Consider the following 16,579-nt stretch of genomic DNA (forward strand, 5'->3'; position numbering starts at 1 on the left):
CCTCTCCCCCCCCCTACCTCTCACCCCCCCCCCCCCCCCCCCCCACCCCACCCCCCCCCCCCCCCCCCCCCCCCCCCCCCCCCCCCCCCCCCCCCCCCCCCCCCCCCCCCCCCCCGCTTCCGTGCGTCCTGCCGCCCTCGCCGGGTTCCGCGTGGTGCCGTTCAGAGGTCCCGCGCCCGGTCGATGGCGTCGGCGAGCCCGCGGACCTCCTGGTCCTCGGTGGTGTCCGCCAGGGCGGCCGCGTGCCGTCCGAGCTCGGGCAGACCAGGGTCGCCGGGCAGGGTGCGGTACCGCTCGTCGCCGGCGCGCAGGGCGTCGGCGAAGTAGGCGGCGACGGCGGTGACCTGGAGGCGGGGGGCGGCCTTCCAGAGGGAGCCGTCGAGGGAGCCGGACTCCAGCTGCCCGGACTGCTCGTGCGGGGCGCGGGTGTCGGGGTCGAGCCAGCGGACGCTCGCCGTGGCGAGGTGGCCGTCGGCGCCGGGCCTGGTGCGGACGGCGTAGAGGGCGGTGACCGTGTGGCCGGGGCCGACCTCGCCGCCGTCGACGCGGTCGTCGCGGAAGTCGTCGTCGGCGACGCGTCGGTCGTCGTAGCCGACGAGACGGAACTCGGCGACCGTCTCCGGGTCGAAGGCGACCTGGGCCTTGGCGTCGCGGGCCACCAGGTCGATGTTCTGCGGGAGTTGCTCGCAGAACACCGTGCGGGCGTCGTCCTCCCCCGACACGTACACGGTGTGGCCGTCGCCCTTGTCGGCGAGGCGTTCCATCAGGGCGTCGCCGTAGTCGCTGCCCACGCCGACACCGAAGAGGGTGATGCCGTACGCGCGGCGGGCGCCGTCGATGCGGTCGAGGATCGATTCGGGGTCGGTGTCGCCGTCGTTGGCGAGCGCGTCGGAGACGAGGACGACCCGGTTGGTGGCGCCCCGGCGCAGGCCCTCGACGGCGGTGGCGTAGCCCCTCTCCACGCCCGCGCCGAGGTTGGTGGAGGAGGTCGGCTCCAGGCCGTCGACGGCGTCGTGGACGCGGCCGCGGTGGCCGCCGAGCCGGGTCATCGGCAGGACGGTCTCGGCCTGGTCGCTGAAGGTGACGATCGCGACGGAGTCGTCGTCGTGCAGCCGGTCCGTCATCGTGTCGAGAGACGTCCGGGCGAGGTCGAGGCGGCCCGGTTCGCCCATCGACCCGGAGATGTCGATGACGAAGGTGAGGGCGGCGGGCGGGCGTTCACCGGTCCGCCCGGCGGAGCGGGTGGCGAGGCCGACACGGACCAGCGACCAGTCGGGCCGGTCGGTGCGGGCGCCGTCGACGGTGACGGAGAAGCCGTCGCCGTCGGGGCGTGCGTAGTCCTGGCGGAAGCTGTTGACGAACTCCTCGGGGCGGACGGTGGAGGGGTCGGGCCGCCGGCCGTCGGCCAGGGTGCGGCGGGCGTAGCCGTAGGAGGCGGTGTCGACGTCGAGGGCGAAGGTGGAGAGGTGGTCCGGGGACGGCGCAACCTCGCGGGCCGTGCCGTCCTCGCCCTGCCCGCCGCCCTGTTGCCCACTGCCGCCGGTGTGGGCCGGGCCGGGCGCCGGGAGGCCGCCCCTGGCGCCCGAGTCGTCCGTACTGTGCGCTCCCTGGCCGCCCGCTCCGCAGCCGGTGAGCAGTCCGGCGGCCGCGAGGAGAGCGATCAGCGTGGCGCGCGGGCGGGTCGTACGCGGCCTTCGGGTGTGATGGGTCTCCATGTGCCGTGCCCCCTGTGTCCGTTGACGTAGACATGCGTGACTGTGACGGCGCAGGGGGGCGAAGTGTGCGCTACGAAGCGTTGCGGATGCGTCTCGAAGAGGGCACGGCGGGCGGCCTTCGAGACCGGTGGGTGATCCTCCGTTGACCTACGACACCACGTCCTTGCGGGCGAAACCGCGGAAGGCCAGCGCGAACAGCACCAGGGCGTACGTTATGGAAACGGCGGTGCCCTGGATCATGCCGGACCATTCGAGACGGGGCTGTACGGCGTCGGCCCAGGCGAACTGCCAGTGCGCGGGCAGGAAGTCGCGCCAGTGGCCGAGGGCGGTCACGGCGTCGAGGACGTTGCCGACGATGGTCAGTCCGACCGCGCCGCCGACCGCGCCCAGGGGTGCGTCCGTCCTGGTCGACAGCCAGAAGGCGAGCCCGGCGGTGACCAGTTGGGACACGAAGACGTACGCCACGACCACCAGGAGCCGCTGGGCCGCGGTGCCCGCCGGGAGCGCTCCGCCGGTGGGGATCTCCAGCGGTCCCCAGCCGTAGGCGGCCGTGCCGACGGCCAGCGCCACCACCGGCAGCAGGATCATCGCGGCCAGGCTGAGCCCCAGCCCGACGACGAGCTTGGACCACAGCAGGCGGCCGCGCGGCACGGGCGCGGCCAGCAGATAGCGCAGCGACGACCAGCTCGCCTCGGAGGCGACGGTGTCCCCGCAGAACAGGGCGACCGGGATGACCAGCAGGAAGCCCGCCGACACGAAGAGGTTGACGGCGGCGAAGTTGGCGCCGGACGCGGTCGCGGTGTCCATCAGCGTCACCGCGTTGTTGCGGCCGCCGGGATCGCCGCCGATCGCGAAGGCGACCAGCAGCACGAACGGCAGCGCGGCGAGGATGCCGCCCATGACCAGGGTGCGGCGCCGCTTCAGCTGCCGGACCAGCTCCACGCGCGGGGGCAGGGTGCGGCCGGCCCGGTAGCCGGAGGCGACCTCGACGGGCCCGGTGCGCTCGGCGAGGGTGCTCATGCGGAGCCTCCGATCAGGGTGAGGAAGGCGTCTTCCAGGCGGCGGTGGGGACCGACCGAGACGACGGGCACCTCCAGCCGTACGAGTTCGACGACCAGGCGCTCGGCGGAGCCGCCGGGGTCGAGGCGGACGAGGAGTCCGTCGTCGGTGCGCAGGGCCGAGGTCACGCCGGGCAGGGCGGCGATCTTCTCCACGACGGGTTCCTCCACCGGTGTGCCGGTGCCGACGAGCAGGGTGTCGCCGGAGCCGATGATGTCCCGGACCGCGCCGGCCTGGACCAGACGGCCGCGGTCCATCACCACGAGGTGCGTGCAGGACTGCTCGACCTCCGCGAGCAGGTGGCTGGAGACGATCACCGTGCGGCCGGCGGCCGCGTACCGGATGAGCACCTCGCGCATCTCACGGATCTGGGGCGGGTCGAGGCCGTTGGTCGGCTCGTCGAGGATGAGCAGGTCCGGCAGGCCGAGCATGGCCTGGGCGATGGCCAGGCGCTGGCGCATGCCCTGCGAGTAGGTGCGGACCGCGCGGGCCAGCGCGTCGCCGAGGCCGGCGATCTCCAGCGCCTCGTCCAGGTGGGAGTCCCCGGCCGGCCGGCCGGTCGCCCGCCAGTACAGCTCCAGGTTCTCCCGGCCGGACAGGTGCGGCAGGAAGCCCGACCCCTCGACGAAGGCGCCGACCCGGGACAGGACCGGCGCGCCCGGGCGGATGGCGTGGCCGAAGACCCGGACCTCGCCCGCGTCGGGCTTGATGAGGCCCATCAGCATGCGCAGTGTCGTCGTCTTGCCCGCGCCGTTGGGGCCCAGCAGGCCGAGGACCTGGCCCTTCTCCACGCGGAACGACAGCTCCCGGACCGCGTACCGGTCGGCGGACTTCGCGTAGCGCTTGCTCAGGCCGGTGATCTGGAGCGGGACCTCGGCCAGCGCGGGGTCCGGCGCGGGCGGGGCGGTGCGGCGGCGGCCGGTCAGCAGCAGGGCCAGGGCGAGGCCGGCGCCCGCGAGCGGCAGCCACCACACCCAGGACGGCAGCGGGGCGGCCGCGGTGGTCACGCCGGGAGCGGTGGGCACCTTGAGGTCCGACTTCAGGGAGACCGTGTACGTCGCCGGGGTGAGCGGGGAGGCGTAGCCGAGGTCCGTGGAGGCGAGGACCAGGCGCAGCCGGTGGCCCTTGTCGATGTCGTGGTCGACGGCGGGGAGCGTGATCGTCACGTCCTTGCCGGACTTGGTGCCCTCGGCGCGGAGCGGGGTGACGAGCTGGGAGGGCAGCACCTGCCGGGTGCCGCCGGGGCCGACGTCGTAGACCTTCGCGAAGAGGACCGCGTCGTCGCCGGAGGACCTGATGTGGACGGTGACCGTCGGGGAGCCGGTGACGCGGAGGTCGTCGCGGACGGGGGCCGAGTCGAAGCGCGCGTACTGGCCGGGGAAGTCCAGTGACACGCCGACGCCGAGCGCGGACAGCTGGGCCAGGCCGCCGGAGCCGCCGAGACCGGGCAGGGCGGAGACGGCGGGCGGGCTGGCGCCGGCCGGGTTGGCGAAGGTCTGTTCGCGGCCGGTGAGGGCCACGGACTCGGTGCCGCTCTCCAGCCCCGGGTAGGTGGTGCCGCTCGCGCCCCTCAACCGGGCGGCGCCGTCGGTGGAGTCGACGCCTCCGGTGCGGGTGACCCGGAAGGCGGGGCCGGTGTCGGCGTTCTTGTCGCCCTTGAGGTAGCGGTCGAACCAGGAGCTCACGCGGGCCTGGACGCGGCTGGTCTCCAGGTCACCGCCGTCGTGCCCGCCGGCGATCCAGTCGACGTCCACCGGGGCGCCGTTGGCGCGGATGGCCTTCGCCGCCGCGTCGGCCTGGCCGAGCGGGAAGAGGGAGTCGGTCTGGCCCTGCACGAGGAGGGTGGGCACCTTGACGCGGTCGCCGACGGCGGACGGGGAGCGGGCCTCCAGCAGGGACCTGGCCGCCGCGTCCGGGGTGCCGGACTCGGCGACGCGCTCGTACATCCGGCACAGCGCGGGCTCGAACCGGCCGCAGCCGCCGCCGGAGTTGATGAAGATGCCGGCCCAGAGCTTCTTGAAGACGCCGTCCGGGAACAGGGCGTCGGCGAGGTTCCAGTAGGTGATCGCCGGGGCGATCGCGTCGACCCGGTCGTCGTGGGCGGCGCCGAGCAGGGAGATCGCGCCGCCGTAGGAGGCGCCGGTCATGCCCACGCGCGGGTCGCCCGGCTTGTCGAGCTGGACCTGGGGCTGCCGGGCGAGCCAGTCGATCAGCTTCGAGACGTCGGCGACCTCGCCCTTCGGGTCGTTCAGCCCGATCCTGCCGGTGGACCGGCCGAAGCCGCGCGCCGACCAGGTCAGCACCGCGTACCCGTCGCGGGCGAGGTCCTGGGCCTGCTTCCGGACGTCGGCCTTGCTGCCGCCGAAGCCGTGCGCCAGCAGGACGGCGGGGCGGCGGCCGGCGGAGCCGGAGGTGAAGTAGGAGGTGTCCAGTCGCTCCCCGCCGCCCGTGGCGACGACCCGGTCGGTGCGGTGCACCGGGGGCGGTTCGCCGGAGCCGACGGCCGTCCAGGTGCCGGCGCCGGCGAGCACGACGACGGCGGCCGCGGCGGCACCCCACCGGCGCGGCCCCCGAAGTAGCCCTCGCAGTCGGGGCGGTCGAAGATCCATGCGTCAACCGTACGGGCCGCCACCGACAACCGATGCAGCCCCCGGGCTGAACCCCGGCCCCTCCTCGCGGCGTACGCCGCCCGCGCCGTGTACCGCGGCCGGCGTACACGGGCCCGGCGCCGCGTGGTCCCGCGCCTTCCGCAGCGCACCCGCGCCGACGCCGGCGCGCGCCCGCGCGGGCGCCGACGCCCGCACCCGCGAACGGCACGGACCGGCGCGGCACGGCTCGCGCGGTCAGGCCCGCGCGTCCTCGGGGATCGACCCCAGCCAGCGGGTGGCGCGGCGGGGTCGGAGGTACACGGCCCAGTAGGGGGAGGCGGCGGCCGTGCTGCCGCCGGTCCACAGGAGACAACCCGTCTCCTGCCGGCTCAGGACGTAGGCGAGGCCCGCGATCAGCAGGACCGGCATCGCGGGCCACAGCGGCATGCGCCAGGCGGGGGTGTGCCGGTGTGGCCCGCGGCGGGCGAGCAGGGCGGCGACCGCGACCAGCAGGCAGGGCCCGGACATGACGGTGCCCCGCCCCTCGCGGGAGGGGCGGGGCCACCGTACGGCGTCAGTGGTTGCGCGGGAACCCGAGGTCGACGCCCGCGGGCGTGTCGGACGGGTCCGGCCAGCGGGTCGTGACGACCTTGCCGCGGGTGTAGAAGTGCGTGCCGTCGTTGCCGTAGATGTGGTGGTCGCCGAAGAGCGAGTCCTTCCAGCCGCCGAAGCTGTGGTAGCCGACGGGGACCGGGATCGGCACGTTCACGCCGACCATGCCGGCCTCGATCTCCAGCTGGAAGCGGCGGGCCGCGCCGCCGTCCCGGGTGAAGATCGCGGTGCCGTTGCCGAACGGCGAGCTGTTGATCAGGGCCACGCCCTCGTCGTACGTGTCGACGCGCAGGACGCACAGCACCGGGCCGAAGATCTCGTCCTGGTACGCCTTCGCGGTCGTGGGCACCTTGTCGAGCAGTGAGATGCCGATCCAGTGGCCGTCCTCGAAGCCCTCGACGGTGAGGCCGGTGCCGTCCAGGACGACCTCCGCGCCCTCGGCCGCCGCGCCCTCGACGTAGGACGCCACCTTGTCGCGGTGCACCTTCGTGATGAGCGGGCCCATCTCGGAGGCCGGGTCGTTGCCCGGACCGATCTTGATCTTCTCGGCGCGCTCGCGGATCCTGTCCACCAGCTCGTCGCCGATCGCGCCGACCGCGACCACGGCCGAGATCGCCATGCAGCGCTCGCCCGCGGAGCCGTAGGCCGCCGAGACGGCCGCGTCGGCCGCCGCGTCGAGGTCCGCGTCCGGCAGCACCAGCATGTGGTTCTTGGCGCCGCCGAGGGCCTGGACCCGCTTGTGGTTCGCGGAGGCGGTGGTGTGGATGTACCGGGCGATCGGGGTCGAGCCGACGAACGACACGGCCTTGACGTCGGGGTGCTCCAGGAGACGGTCCACCGCCACCTTGTCGCCGTGGACGACGTTGAAGACGCCGTCCGGCAGACCCGCCTCGGCGAGCAGCTCGGCGATCTTCAGGGAGGCCGACGGGTCCTTCTCGGACGGCTTCAGCACGAACGTGTTGCCACACGCGATGGCCATCGGGAACATCCACATCGGGACCATCGCCGGGAAGTTGAACGGCGTGATGCCGGCGACGACACCGAGCGGCTGGCGGATCGAGGACACGTCCACGCGGCTCGCGACCTGCGTGGACAGCTCGCCCTTCAGCTGCACGGTGATCCCGCACGCCAGGTCGACGATCTCCAGGCCGCGGGCGACCTCGCCGAGGGCGTCGGAGTGGACCTTGCCGTGCTCGGCGGTGATCAGCTCCGCGAGGGCGTCGCGGTTGGCGTCCAGCAGCGCGCGGAAGCGGAAGAGGATCTCCGTGCGCTTGGCCAGCGAGGACTGGCCCCAGCTCGCGTAGGCGTCCTTGGCGGCGGCGACCGCGGCGTCGACCTCGTCGACGGTGGCGAACGGGACCTTCGTGGTGACGGCGCCGGTCGCCGGGTCGGTGACCGGCCCGTACGTACCCGACGCGCCCTCGGCGGGCTTGCCGCCGATCCAGTGGTTGACGATCTTCGTCATGACCGAGTACTCCTTCACAGATGGCGGCGTCGGGTGGAGACGTGCCGTTCGTACAGCTCACGCGCCTTGACCGCCGACGATCGGGTCGCGGTCTCGGCCACAGGTACATCCCACCAGGCCTGCGCGGGGGGCGCCCCCGACACTGTGTCTGCCGTTTCCGTCTCGACGTAGACACATGTGGGCGTGTCGGCGGCGCGGGCTTCGGCGAGTGCCGCCCGCAGGCCCCGTACGGTCTTCGCGCGCAGCACGCGCATGCCCAGGCTGGCGGCGTTGGCGGCGAGGTCCACGGGCAGCGGCGCCCCCGTGTACGTGCCGTCCTCGGACCGGTAGCGGTAGGCGGTGCCGAACCGTTCGCCGCCCACCGACTCCGACAGTCCGCCGATGGAGGCGTATCCGTGGTTCTGCACCAGCAGGACCTTGATCGCGATGCCCTCCTGGACGGCGGTCACGATCTCCGTCGGCATCATCAGGTAGGTGCCGTCGCCGACCAGCGCCCACACGGGACGGTCGGGAGCGGCGAGCTTCACGCCGATCGCGGCCGGGATCTCGTAGCCCATGCAGGAGTAGCCGTACTCCAGGTGGTACTGGTCGCGGGAGCGGGTCCGCCACATCTTGTGGAGGTCTCCGGGCAGCGAGCCGGCCGCGTTGATGATCACGTCCGTCTCGTCGACGATCGCGTCCAGCGCGCCCAGGACCTGCGGCTGCGTCGGGCGTACGTCGGGCTCCTCGGCCTCGTAGCAGGCGTCGACGCGCTGCTCCCAGCGCTCCTTGTCCTCGGTGTACTCGGCGACGTACGCGTCGGGCAGCCGGTGCCCGTGCATGCCGAGTGCCTCGGTGAGTTCCTGGAGGCCGCTGCGGGCGTCCGCGACCAGCGGCAGCCCGGCGAGCTTGTGGCCGTCGTAGGGCGCGATGTTGAGGTTGAGGAAGCGGACGCCGTCGCCGGTGAACAGGGTGCCGGAGGCGGTGGTGAAGTCGGTGTAGCGGGTGCCCACGCCGATCACCAGGTCGGCGGTGCGGGCGAGTTCGTCCGCGGCGACCGTGCCGGTGTGTCCGATGCCGCCGACGTCCTGCGGGTGGTCGTGGCGCAGGGAGCCCTTGCCGGCCTGGGTGGAGGCGACCGGTATGCCGGTGACCGCGGCGAACTCGGCGAGGGCCTCCTCGGCTCGACTGTGGTGGACGCCGCCGCCCGCGACGACGAGGGGCCGGCGGGCGGCGCGGATCACCCGTACGGCCTCGGCGAGTTCGACCGGGTCGGGGCCCGGCCGGCGTACCGCCCAGGTGCGCGGGGCGAAGAACTCCTCCGGCCAGTCGTACGCCTCGGCCTGGACGTCCTGGGGCAGCGCGAGGGTGACCGCGCCGGTCTCCACCGGGTCGGTGAGCACCCGCATCGCCTGGAGCGCGGCCGGGATCAGTGCCTCGGGCCGCGTGATCCGGTCGAAGTACCTGGACACCGGGCGCAGACAGTCGTTGACCGACACGTCGCCCGCGTGCGGGACCTCAAGCTGCTGGAGCACCGGGTCGGCGACGCGGGTCGCGAAGGTGTCGCCGGGCAGCAGCAGCACCGGCAGGTGGTTGACGGTGGCCAGGGCGGCGCCCGTGACCAGGTTGGTCGCGCCGGGGCCGATGGAGGTCGTCACCGCGTGGGTGGACAGGCGGCCCGACTGCCGGGCGTAGCCGACCGCCGCGTGCACCATGGACTGTTCGTTTCGGCCCTGGTGGAACGGCATGTCGTGGGCGTACTCGACGAGCGCCTGGCCGAGGCCGGCGACGTTCCCGTGGCCGAAGATGCCCCAGGTCGCGCCGATCAGCCGCTGCCGTACGCCGTCGCGCTCGGTGTACTGGGCGGACAGGAAGCGGACGAGCGCCTGGGCGACGGTGAGCCGGCTCGTCGCGGCGGCCGGGGTGGTCGCAGTCATCGGTACCCCCCTGTGCTTTCGACGTGGGCCGGGTGGAAGCAGATCCGCCATTCCCGGGTCTCGCCCGGGCCGGCCATCACGTTGAGGTAGTACATGGCGTGGCCGGGCTGGGCGACGGACGGGCCGTGCCATCCGTCGGGGACGAGGACGGCGTCGCCGGAGCGGACCTCCGCGAGGACGTCCGCCCCGCCCGCGCGGGAGGGGAACACGCGCTGGTAGCCGAACCCGTTCGGGCCGTCGATCTCGAAGTAGTAGATCTCCTCCAGCTCCGCCTCCTCGCCCGGCCGGTGCTCGTCGTGCTTGTGCGGCGGGTACGAGGACCAGTTGCCGCCGGGGGTGATCACCTCGACGGCGATCAGCTTGTCGCAGTCGAAGGCGTCGGCGGAGGCGAAGTTGCGGACGTGGCGGGTGCAGGTCCCGCTGCCGCGTACCTCGGTCGGAACCTCCGGCGCGGGGCCGTAGCGAGCGGGGAGTCGTCGCTCGCACTTCGCTCCTGCCAGGGCGAAGCGGCCTCCCGCGCCGGAGGCGATCTGGACCCGGGCGTCGCGGGGCACGTACGCGAAGTCGGTGACCGACGCGAACACGCTCTCCCTGCCCAGGAGGTGGAACTCGTCGGCATCGGTGCGCACGGTGCATCCGCCGTTCAGCGGAAGCACGATCCACTCGCTGCCGCCGGTGGTGAAGGTGTGCGTGCCGCCGGGCCCGAGTTCGACGATCCGCAGGCTGCTGTGGGTCCAGCCGGCCCGCTCCGGGTCGATGTCGACGGCGTACTCGGCGGTGGCGGCGGCGCCCTTCGGCACGTACAGCCCACCGCCCGTCGCCGGCTGCGGCTCTGTGTTCGTCATGCGGTCCTCACAGCAGTCCTACGGCGGTGTCCACGGCCGCGGCCACGTCGCCGTCGGCCGGGTACAGCAGCGAGCGGCCCACCACCAGGCCCTGCACGGTGGGGAGTTGCAGCGCGCCGCGCCACTTCTCGTACGCGCCAGCCTGGTCCTCGGGGGAGCCGCCGACCTCGCCGCCGAGCAGCACCGCGGGCAGTGTCGAGGTCTCCATGACCTCGGCCATGTCGTCGGGGTTGTCGGTGACGGGGACCTTCAGCCAGGTGTAGGCGGAACTGCCGCCCAGGCCCGAGGCGATGGCGATCGACCTGGTGACGGCCTCCGCGCTCAGGTCGTTGCGGAGTCTGCCCTCGGAGTTCCGGCGGCTGATGAACGGCTCGACGAAGACCGGCAGCCGGCGGGCGGCCATGTCGTCGATGGCGCGGGCGGTGGACTCCAGGGTGGTGAGGGAGCCCGGGTCGTCGTAGTCGACGCGCAGCAGCAGCTTGCCGGCGTCGAACCCGAGGCGCTGGATATCCTCGGGGCGGTGGCCGGTGAAGCGGTCGTCGAGTTCGAAGGACGCGCCCTGGAGACCGCCGCGGTTCATCGAGCCCATGACGACCTTGTGTTCGAGGGCGCCGAGCAGCAGCAGGTCGTCGAGTATGTCTGCGGTGGCGAGGACGCCGTCGACGCCGGGCCGCGACAGCGCGAGGCAGAGGCGTTCGAGCAGGTCGGCGCGGTTGGCCATGGCGAACCGGCGGTCGCCGACACCGAGGGCGCCGCGGGCCGGGTGGTCGGCGGCGACGATCATCAGCCGGCCGGAGTCGCCGAGGAGCGGCCGGCGGGCCCGGCGGGCGGCCGCCTCGGCGATCGCCTCGGGGTGCCGGGTGCGGGTGCGGACCAGGGCGGACACGTCGACGCTCACCGTACGGCCCCTGCCGTGAGCGCCGCCTCGACCTCGTCGGGGGTCGGCATCGCGGACGAGCACTCCAGGCGGGAGGCGACGATGGCGCCGGCCGCGTTGGCGTGGCGCATGATCTTCTCCAGGTCCCAGCCCTCCAGCAGGCCGTGGCAGAGGGAGCCGCCGAAGGCGTCACCGGCCCCGAGGCCGTTGAGGACGTCCACCGGCAGCGGCGGGACCTCGGCGGACTCGCCCCTGCTGTTGACTGCGAGGACACCCTTCGGTCCCTGCTTGACGACGGCGAGTTCCACGCCGGCGTCCAGCAGCGCCCGGGCGGCGGCGTGCGGCTCGCGCACTCCGGTGGCGATCTCCACCTCGTCGAGGTTGCCGACGGCGACGGTGGTGTGCTTCAGGGCCTCGGCGTAGAAGGGGCGGGCCTCCTCCGGGGCGGACCAGAACATGGGGCGCCAGTCGAGGTCGAAGACCGTCGTGCCCGTTCTGCCCCGGTGGGCGAGGGCGGCGAGGGTCGCCGTACGGCTGGGCTCCTCGCTCAGGCCGGTTCCGGTGACCCAGAAGATCCGGGCCTCGCGGATGCCGTCGAGGTCGAGGTCGTGCGCGTCGATCTCCAGGTCGGGGGCCTTGGGCCGACGGTAGAAGTACAGCGGGAAGTCGTCCGGCGGGAAGACCTCGCAGAAGGTGACCGGGGTGGGCAGTCCGGCCACCGGGGTGACCCAGCGGTCGTCGACGCCGAAGTCCCGCAGCGCCTCGTGGAGGTAGGTCCCGAAGGGGTCGTCGCCGGTGCGCGTGATCACCGCGGTACGCCGTCCCAGCCGGGCCGCGGCGACCGCGACGTTCGTCGCCGACCCGCCGAGGAACTTGCCGAAGGACGTCACCTGCGGCAGCGGGACGCCCGTCTGCAACGGATAGAGGTCCACTCCGATCCGCCCCATGGTGATCAGGTCGTACGCCATCGAGTTCCCTTCGCGCTGATTCGCTTCGCTCCGGCACGGCCCATCGGCGCACACGGCTCTCCACGGTTTCTAGCCTCGTCCGCCGCGCCCTGTCAATGTTTTGTCCAGACATTCGGACGAGCTCTTGACACTCCCGGCCGCGATCCGCACGCTGGCGGCCATGACGTCGTTGTCGCCTCAGTCCTCACTGTCCCGCATCCGGATCGGATCGGCCCCCGACTCCTGGGGCGTCTGGTTCCCGGACGACCCGCAGCAGGTGCCCTGGCAGCGCTTCCTCGACGAGGTCGCCGCCTCCGGCTACGAATGGATCGAACTCGGCCCCTACGGGTACCTGCCGAGCGACCCGGCCGTACTCGCCGAGGAGACGGCCAGACGTGGCCTGAAGGTGTCGGCCGGCACGGTCTTCACCGGCCTGCACCACGGCCCGGCGGTCTGGGACAAGACCTGGGCGCACGTCGCGGACATCGCCGCCCTGACCCGGGCGATGGGCGCCTCCCACCTGGTCGTCATCCCCTCCTTCTGGCGGGACGACAAGACGGGCGAGGTGCTGGAGCCCGACACGCTCACGCCCGAGCAGTGGCGGAACCTGACCTCGCAGACCGAGCGCCTCGGACACGAGGTGCGGGAGCGGTACGGACTGGAGATCGTCGTCCACCCGCACGCCGACACGCACATCGACAGCGAGGAGAACGTCGCCCGCTTCCTCGACGGGACCGACTCCTCCCTGGTGTCGCTGTGCCTGGACACCGGGCACTACGCGTACTGCGGCGGCGACAGCGTCAAGCTCATCGAGACCTACGGCGAGCGCATCGGGTACCTGCACCTCAAGCAGGTCGACCCGGAGATCCTGGCGGACGTGCGGGCCAACGGGGTGCCGTTCGGGCCGGCCGTCGCGCGCGGGGTGATGTGCGAACCGCCGTCCGGGGTGCCCGCGCTCGGGCCGGTGCTGGAGGCGGCGCAGAAGCTGGACGTCGACCTCTTCGCGATCGTCGAGCAGGACATGTACCCGTGCGAGCCGGACAAGCCGCTGCCCATCGCGCAGCGGACCCGGGCGTTCCTCCGCTCCTGCGGGGCGTAGCCGCCCGGGGCGCGGGGCGAGCGCTTCCCGGGAGTTCCGCGCCCGCGACCGCACCGGCGTGCGCAGTGCCTTCCGCCCCTCCCGCCGCCGTAGCACCATGGGGTGCCCGGCGGCGGGAGGCGGAGGCGGATGGCGCGTGCGGTGCAGACCCGGTCCGGGCAGGGGCCCGGCGGCCGGTGGGAGACCGCCGTCGCGCCGCCCCATCCCCGCCTGCGGCCCGGCGTGATCAGCTACCGCGGGATGCGGCTGCGGATGGACCGGCCGCGGCGCAGGCTGGAGGCGCCCATCGGCGCGGCCACCCTGCTGCTCGGCTTCGAACAGCCGGTGCGCGTCTCACGCGCCGGCCGGCCGCCGGTCACGCTCGTGTCCGTGTACTCGGGGCCCACCACGACGGCCGCCGTCGGCGAGCACGGCGGACGGCTGTCGGGCATCGAGGTCCTGCTCATGCCCTGGGCCGCGTTCACCCTCTTCGGCACCCCGCAGTACGAACTCGCCGACCGCGCCGTCGACCCCGACGAACTGCCGCACGCCCTGGGCACCCGGCCGGCCGGTGACGGGGTGCGCAGTGTCGGTGAACTCTCCGCCGCGCTGGCCGCGTTGCCGGCCTGGACGGACCGGTTCGCGCTGCTCGACGACGTGTTCGCGCGCTGGTCCGCGGCCGGCACCCCGAGTTCGGCACGGGTGGTGCGGGCCTGGTCGGAACTGGTGCGCACGGGCGGCGCGATGCCCGTCCGACGGCTCGCCGACGAGGTCGGCTGGAGCGTACGGCACCTGGAGAACCGTTTCCGGGAGCAGATCGGGCTGGGCCCGAAGGCCGCCGGTCGCGTGCTGCGGCTGCAACGGGCCCGGCGGCTGCTGGCCGACGGGCGCGGGCAGGCGGAGACGGCGGTGGCCTGCGGCTTCTACGACCAGGCGCACCTGAGCGGCGAGTTCAGGACGATGACGGGGTGCACGCCCCGCGAGTTCACGGTCGCCCGCGGGCTTCCCGACCGGACACCCGCGGACGACCGGCTGACCGGAGAGGCGACGAGCCTCGTCCTCGCCTCCGGCTGAAGCGCGCTTTTCTCCAAGACCGGCAGGGCCGGCGCCGTGCAGGCTGGGCGTCCGGCCGGTGGAAGCGGGGGACACGGGGGAGGCCGGGGAAGGCCGGTGGGCCGGGCCCGGCGCAGCGGGTCCGGCCCACCCCGCCGCCACCGCGGTCCGCCGGACCCGGCTCCCGTGACGGGACGACACCGCCCGCTTCACACGCCTCCTGGGGCCCGGAGTCAACGCGCCGCGCCAGTGGACCGGCGTACGCCTATGCGTCACTCCTGTCACAAACGCCCCCTTCCTGTCACACATGTCTCGTATACGCGGGTCTTCCGTCACACCCCGTGCACCGGCCCTGCCCTGTCCTCACTCGACGTCGTTCTCGGAGGACAGGCTTTGTGATCGCCAGCGCAGTGCCCGGCTCCCCCGCCGGCCGCCCTGGGCCGCCGCCGCGGCACGCGCAGGGAGGTGCAACCCATGACCGACCGAAGGCTCTGGTCGTACAAGGAGATCGCGGCGCACATCCGGGTGCAGCCGGACACCGTACGGTCCTACCGCAAGCACGGGCTGCTTCCCGCACCCGACCACGTGGAGGGCGGCAAGCCCTACTGGTACGCGGACACCGTGCGGGCGTGGGTGGCATCCCGGCCCGGCAACCGCGGCCGGCGCGAGGACTGACTCCGGCCCGTCGGCCGCCACCCCCCGGAAAACCACCTGTGCCCCACCGCCCGCGTGGGGCACAGTCCTCGCATGGACTTCTCCGTCAAACCCGTACTGACCGGCGAGCGAACCGTGCTGCGGCCCTTCACCGAGCGCGACGCCGACGGTATCCGGACCATCCTCGACGATCCGGAGGTCGTCCGTCTCACCTTCGAGCCGTCCACGGAGCTGACCACGGAGCGTCTGCGGTCCTGGTACGGCTCACGGGCCGCCCAAACCGACCGGCTCGACCTGGCCGTCACCGACCGCGCCACCGGCGAACTCGTCGGCGAGGTGGTCCTGCACGAGTGGAACCCGGACGCGCGCAGCTGCACGTTCCGCACGCTGATCGGGCCGCGCGGCCGGGGCCGGGGGCTGGGCACGGAGGCGACGCGGCTCACAGTCGCGTACGGATTCGAGGAACTCGGCCTGCACCGCATCCAGTTGGAGACCTACCGTCACAACCACCGCGCGCTTCGGGTGTACGAGAAGGTGGGGTTCGTCGTGGAGGGGATCCGGCGGGAGACGCAGATGCGCGACGGCCGGTGGGTCGACGAGGTGGTGATGGCGATCCTCGACCACGAGTGGCCGGGGGTCAGCTCCACGGCGCGATGACCGTCACCCCCGCTCCGGGTGCCGAGCCCATGGCCGCCAGCGCGGCCGGCGTCGCGTCCAGGGCGATCGTGGACGTGACCAGCAGGTCGGGACGCAGCACCCCCGATCGCACCAGTTCCAGCATTCCCGGGTAGGCGTGCGCGGCCATGCCGTGGCTGCCGAGGAGTTCGAGTTCCAGGGCGATCGCCCGGGCCATCGGGACCGGGGTGGTGCCGGCCGGCGAGGGCAGCAGACCGACCTGGACGTGCCGGCCGCGACGGCGCAGACCGTTCACGGAGGCGGCGCAGGTGGCGGGCGAGCCGAGGGCGTCGAGGGAGAGGTGGGCTCCGCCGCCGGTGACGTCGAGGACCGCCGCCGCGGTGTCCGGGGTGCGGGTGGCGTCCACGCACTCCGCCGCCCCGAAACGGCGGGCCAGGTCGAGGGCCGCCGGTGACACGTCGACGGCGACGACCCGCGCGCCGGCGGCGGCCGCGATCATCACCGCGGACAGGCCCACGCCCCCGCATCCGTGCACCGCGACCCACTCCCCCGCGGCCACCCGGCCCTGCCGCACGACCGCGCGGAACGCGGTGGCGAACCGGCAGCCGAGCGAGGCCGCCGTCACGAAGGACAGCTCCTCCGGTACGGCGACGAGGTTCACGTCGGCGTGGTCCAGCGCCACGTACTGCGCGAACGAACCCCAGTGGGTGAACCCCGGCTGGGTCTGCCGCTCGCAGACCTGCTGGTCGCCCACCGCGCAGGCCGGGCAGGTCCCGCAGGCGCAGACGAAGGGCACGGTGACCCGGTCGCCGGGGCGCGCGCCGGTCACCCGGGCGCCCACCGCCTCGACCACACCGGCGAGTTCGTGCCCCGGTACGTGCGGCAGCGTGATGTCCGGGTCGTGGCCCTGCCAGCCGTGCCAGTCGCTGCGGCACAGGCCGGTGGCCTCGACGCGGACCACCACCCCGTGCTCGACGGGCCACGGGTCCGGCACCTCCCGCACCTCGGCCGGCTCCCCGAACCGCTCGAACACCACCGCCCGCATGTCTCTCCTCCTCCATGGACCCGGTCCGCCTCCGGGGCGCGCGGAACCCTGTCCCGAACCCCGTGTCGGGACCGCGACCGCGCCCGGTC

The 16,579-nt window shown here is 73.7% G+C and carries 13 protein-coding genes and 1 pseudogene; 4 read left to right on the forward strand and 10 right to left on the reverse strand.

Going from position 1 to position 16,579, the window contains the following annotated elements:
- Nucleotides 1–161: 161 nt before the first annotated feature.
- The 9 genes and pseudogenes from AC07AZ_RS14460 to iolC all read right to left on the reverse strand — a co-directional run bounded on the left by AC07AZ_RS14460 (nt 162) and on the right by iolC (nt 12,045).
- Nucleotides 162–1,715: a vWA domain-containing protein gene (locus tag AC07AZ_RS14460; protein WP_478847400.1), complete on the reverse strand. Its 1,554-nt coding sequence runs from the start codon at nt 1,713–1,715 to the stop codon at nt 162–164.
- A 147-nt stretch (nt 1,716–1,862) separates the two neighbouring features.
- A complete protein-coding gene (locus tag AC07AZ_RS14465; protein ID WP_478847402.1) occupies nt 1,863–2,735 on the reverse strand; it encodes an ABC transporter permease in 873 nt (290 codons plus the stop codon).
- Nucleotides 2,732–5,383, reverse strand: a complete 2,652-nt coding sequence (locus tag AC07AZ_RS14470) for a CocE/NonD family hydrolase (RefSeq protein ID WP_478847404.1) — start codon at nt 5,381–5,383, stop codon at nt 2,732–2,734. Before AC07AZ_RS14470 ends, AC07AZ_RS14465 begins: the two co-directional genes overlap by 4 nt.
- 234 nt (nt 5,384–5,617) lie before the next feature.
- Nucleotides 5,618–5,884: pseudogene (locus AC07AZ_RS14475) on the reverse strand (amino acid permease); the annotation flags it as partial.
- Between the two features lie 52 nt (nt 5,885–5,936).
- Nucleotides 5,937–7,439 carry a CoA-acylating methylmalonate-semialdehyde dehydrogenase gene (gene mmsA / locus AC07AZ_RS14480; RefSeq protein ID WP_478847406.1) on the reverse strand — a complete coding sequence of 501 codons (1,503 nt, stop codon included), beginning with the start codon at nt 7,437–7,439 and terminating at the stop codon, nt 5,937–5,939.
- A gap of 14 nt (nt 7,440–7,453) precedes the next feature.
- Nucleotides 7,454–9,355 carry a 3D-(3,5/4)-trihydroxycyclohexane-1,2-dione acylhydrolase (decyclizing) gene (gene iolD, locus AC07AZ_RS14485; RefSeq protein WP_478847408.1) on the reverse strand — a complete coding sequence of 634 codons (1,902 nt, stop codon included), beginning with the start codon at nt 9,353–9,355 and terminating at the stop codon, nt 7,454–7,456.
- A complete protein-coding gene (iolB, locus tag AC07AZ_RS14490) occupies nt 9,352–10,200 on the reverse strand; it encodes a 5-deoxy-glucuronate isomerase (RefSeq protein ID WP_478847410.1) in 849 nt (282 codons plus the stop codon). Before iolB ends, iolD begins: the two co-directional genes overlap by 4 nt.
- A gap of 7 nt (nt 10,201–10,207) precedes the next feature.
- Nucleotides 10,208–11,098, reverse strand: coding sequence for a Cgl0159 family (beta/alpha)8-fold protein (locus tag AC07AZ_RS14495; protein ID WP_478847412.1), 891 nt, complete (start codon nt 11,096–11,098; stop codon nt 10,208–10,210).
- Complete coding sequence (gene iolC, locus AC07AZ_RS14500) at nt 11,095–12,045, reverse strand: 5-dehydro-2-deoxygluconokinase (protein ID WP_478847414.1); 951 nt, start codon at nt 12,043–12,045, stop codon at nt 11,095–11,097. The genes AC07AZ_RS14495 and iolC overlap by 4 nt, the downstream gene beginning before the upstream one ends.
- A 160-nt stretch (nt 12,046–12,205) precedes the next feature.
- Here iolC and AC07AZ_RS14505 point away from each other — a divergent pair, with 160 nt between their 5' ends.
- The 4 genes from AC07AZ_RS14505 to AC07AZ_RS14520 all read left to right on the forward strand — a co-directional run bounded on the left by AC07AZ_RS14505 (nt 12,206) and on the right by AC07AZ_RS14520 (nt 15,466).
- Nucleotides 12,206–13,123, forward strand: a complete 918-nt coding sequence (locus AC07AZ_RS14505; RefSeq protein ID WP_478847416.1) for a sugar phosphate isomerase/epimerase family protein — start codon at nt 12,206–12,208, stop codon at nt 13,121–13,123.
- A 129-nt stretch (nt 13,124–13,252) separates the two neighbouring features.
- Entirely contained in the window at nt 13,253–14,176 is a 924-nt protein-coding gene (locus AC07AZ_RS14510; protein WP_478847418.1) for a helix-turn-helix domain-containing protein, read from the forward strand.
- Nucleotides 14,177–14,629: 453 nt separating this feature from the next.
- Nucleotides 14,630–14,830 (forward strand): helix-turn-helix transcriptional regulator, encoded by a 201-nt coding sequence (locus AC07AZ_RS14515; protein WP_371671358.1) that lies wholly within the window; start codon nt 14,630–14,632, stop codon nt 14,828–14,830.
- Nucleotides 14,831–14,902: 72 nt separating this feature from the next.
- Complete coding sequence (locus tag AC07AZ_RS14520; protein ID WP_478847421.1) at nt 14,903–15,466, forward strand: GNAT family N-acetyltransferase; 564 nt, start codon at nt 14,903–14,905, stop codon at nt 15,464–15,466.
- Here AC07AZ_RS14520 and AC07AZ_RS14525 read toward each other — a convergent pair.
- Entirely contained in the window at nt 15,447–16,490 is a 1,044-nt protein-coding gene (locus AC07AZ_RS14525) for a zinc-dependent alcohol dehydrogenase family protein (RefSeq protein WP_478847423.1), read from the reverse strand. The two genes, AC07AZ_RS14520 and AC07AZ_RS14525, sit on opposite strands and share 20 nt — an antisense overlap.
- Nucleotides 16,491–16,579 lie beyond the last annotated feature (89 nt).

This window comes from Streptomyces sp. NPDC043878 (assembly GCF_056435735.1).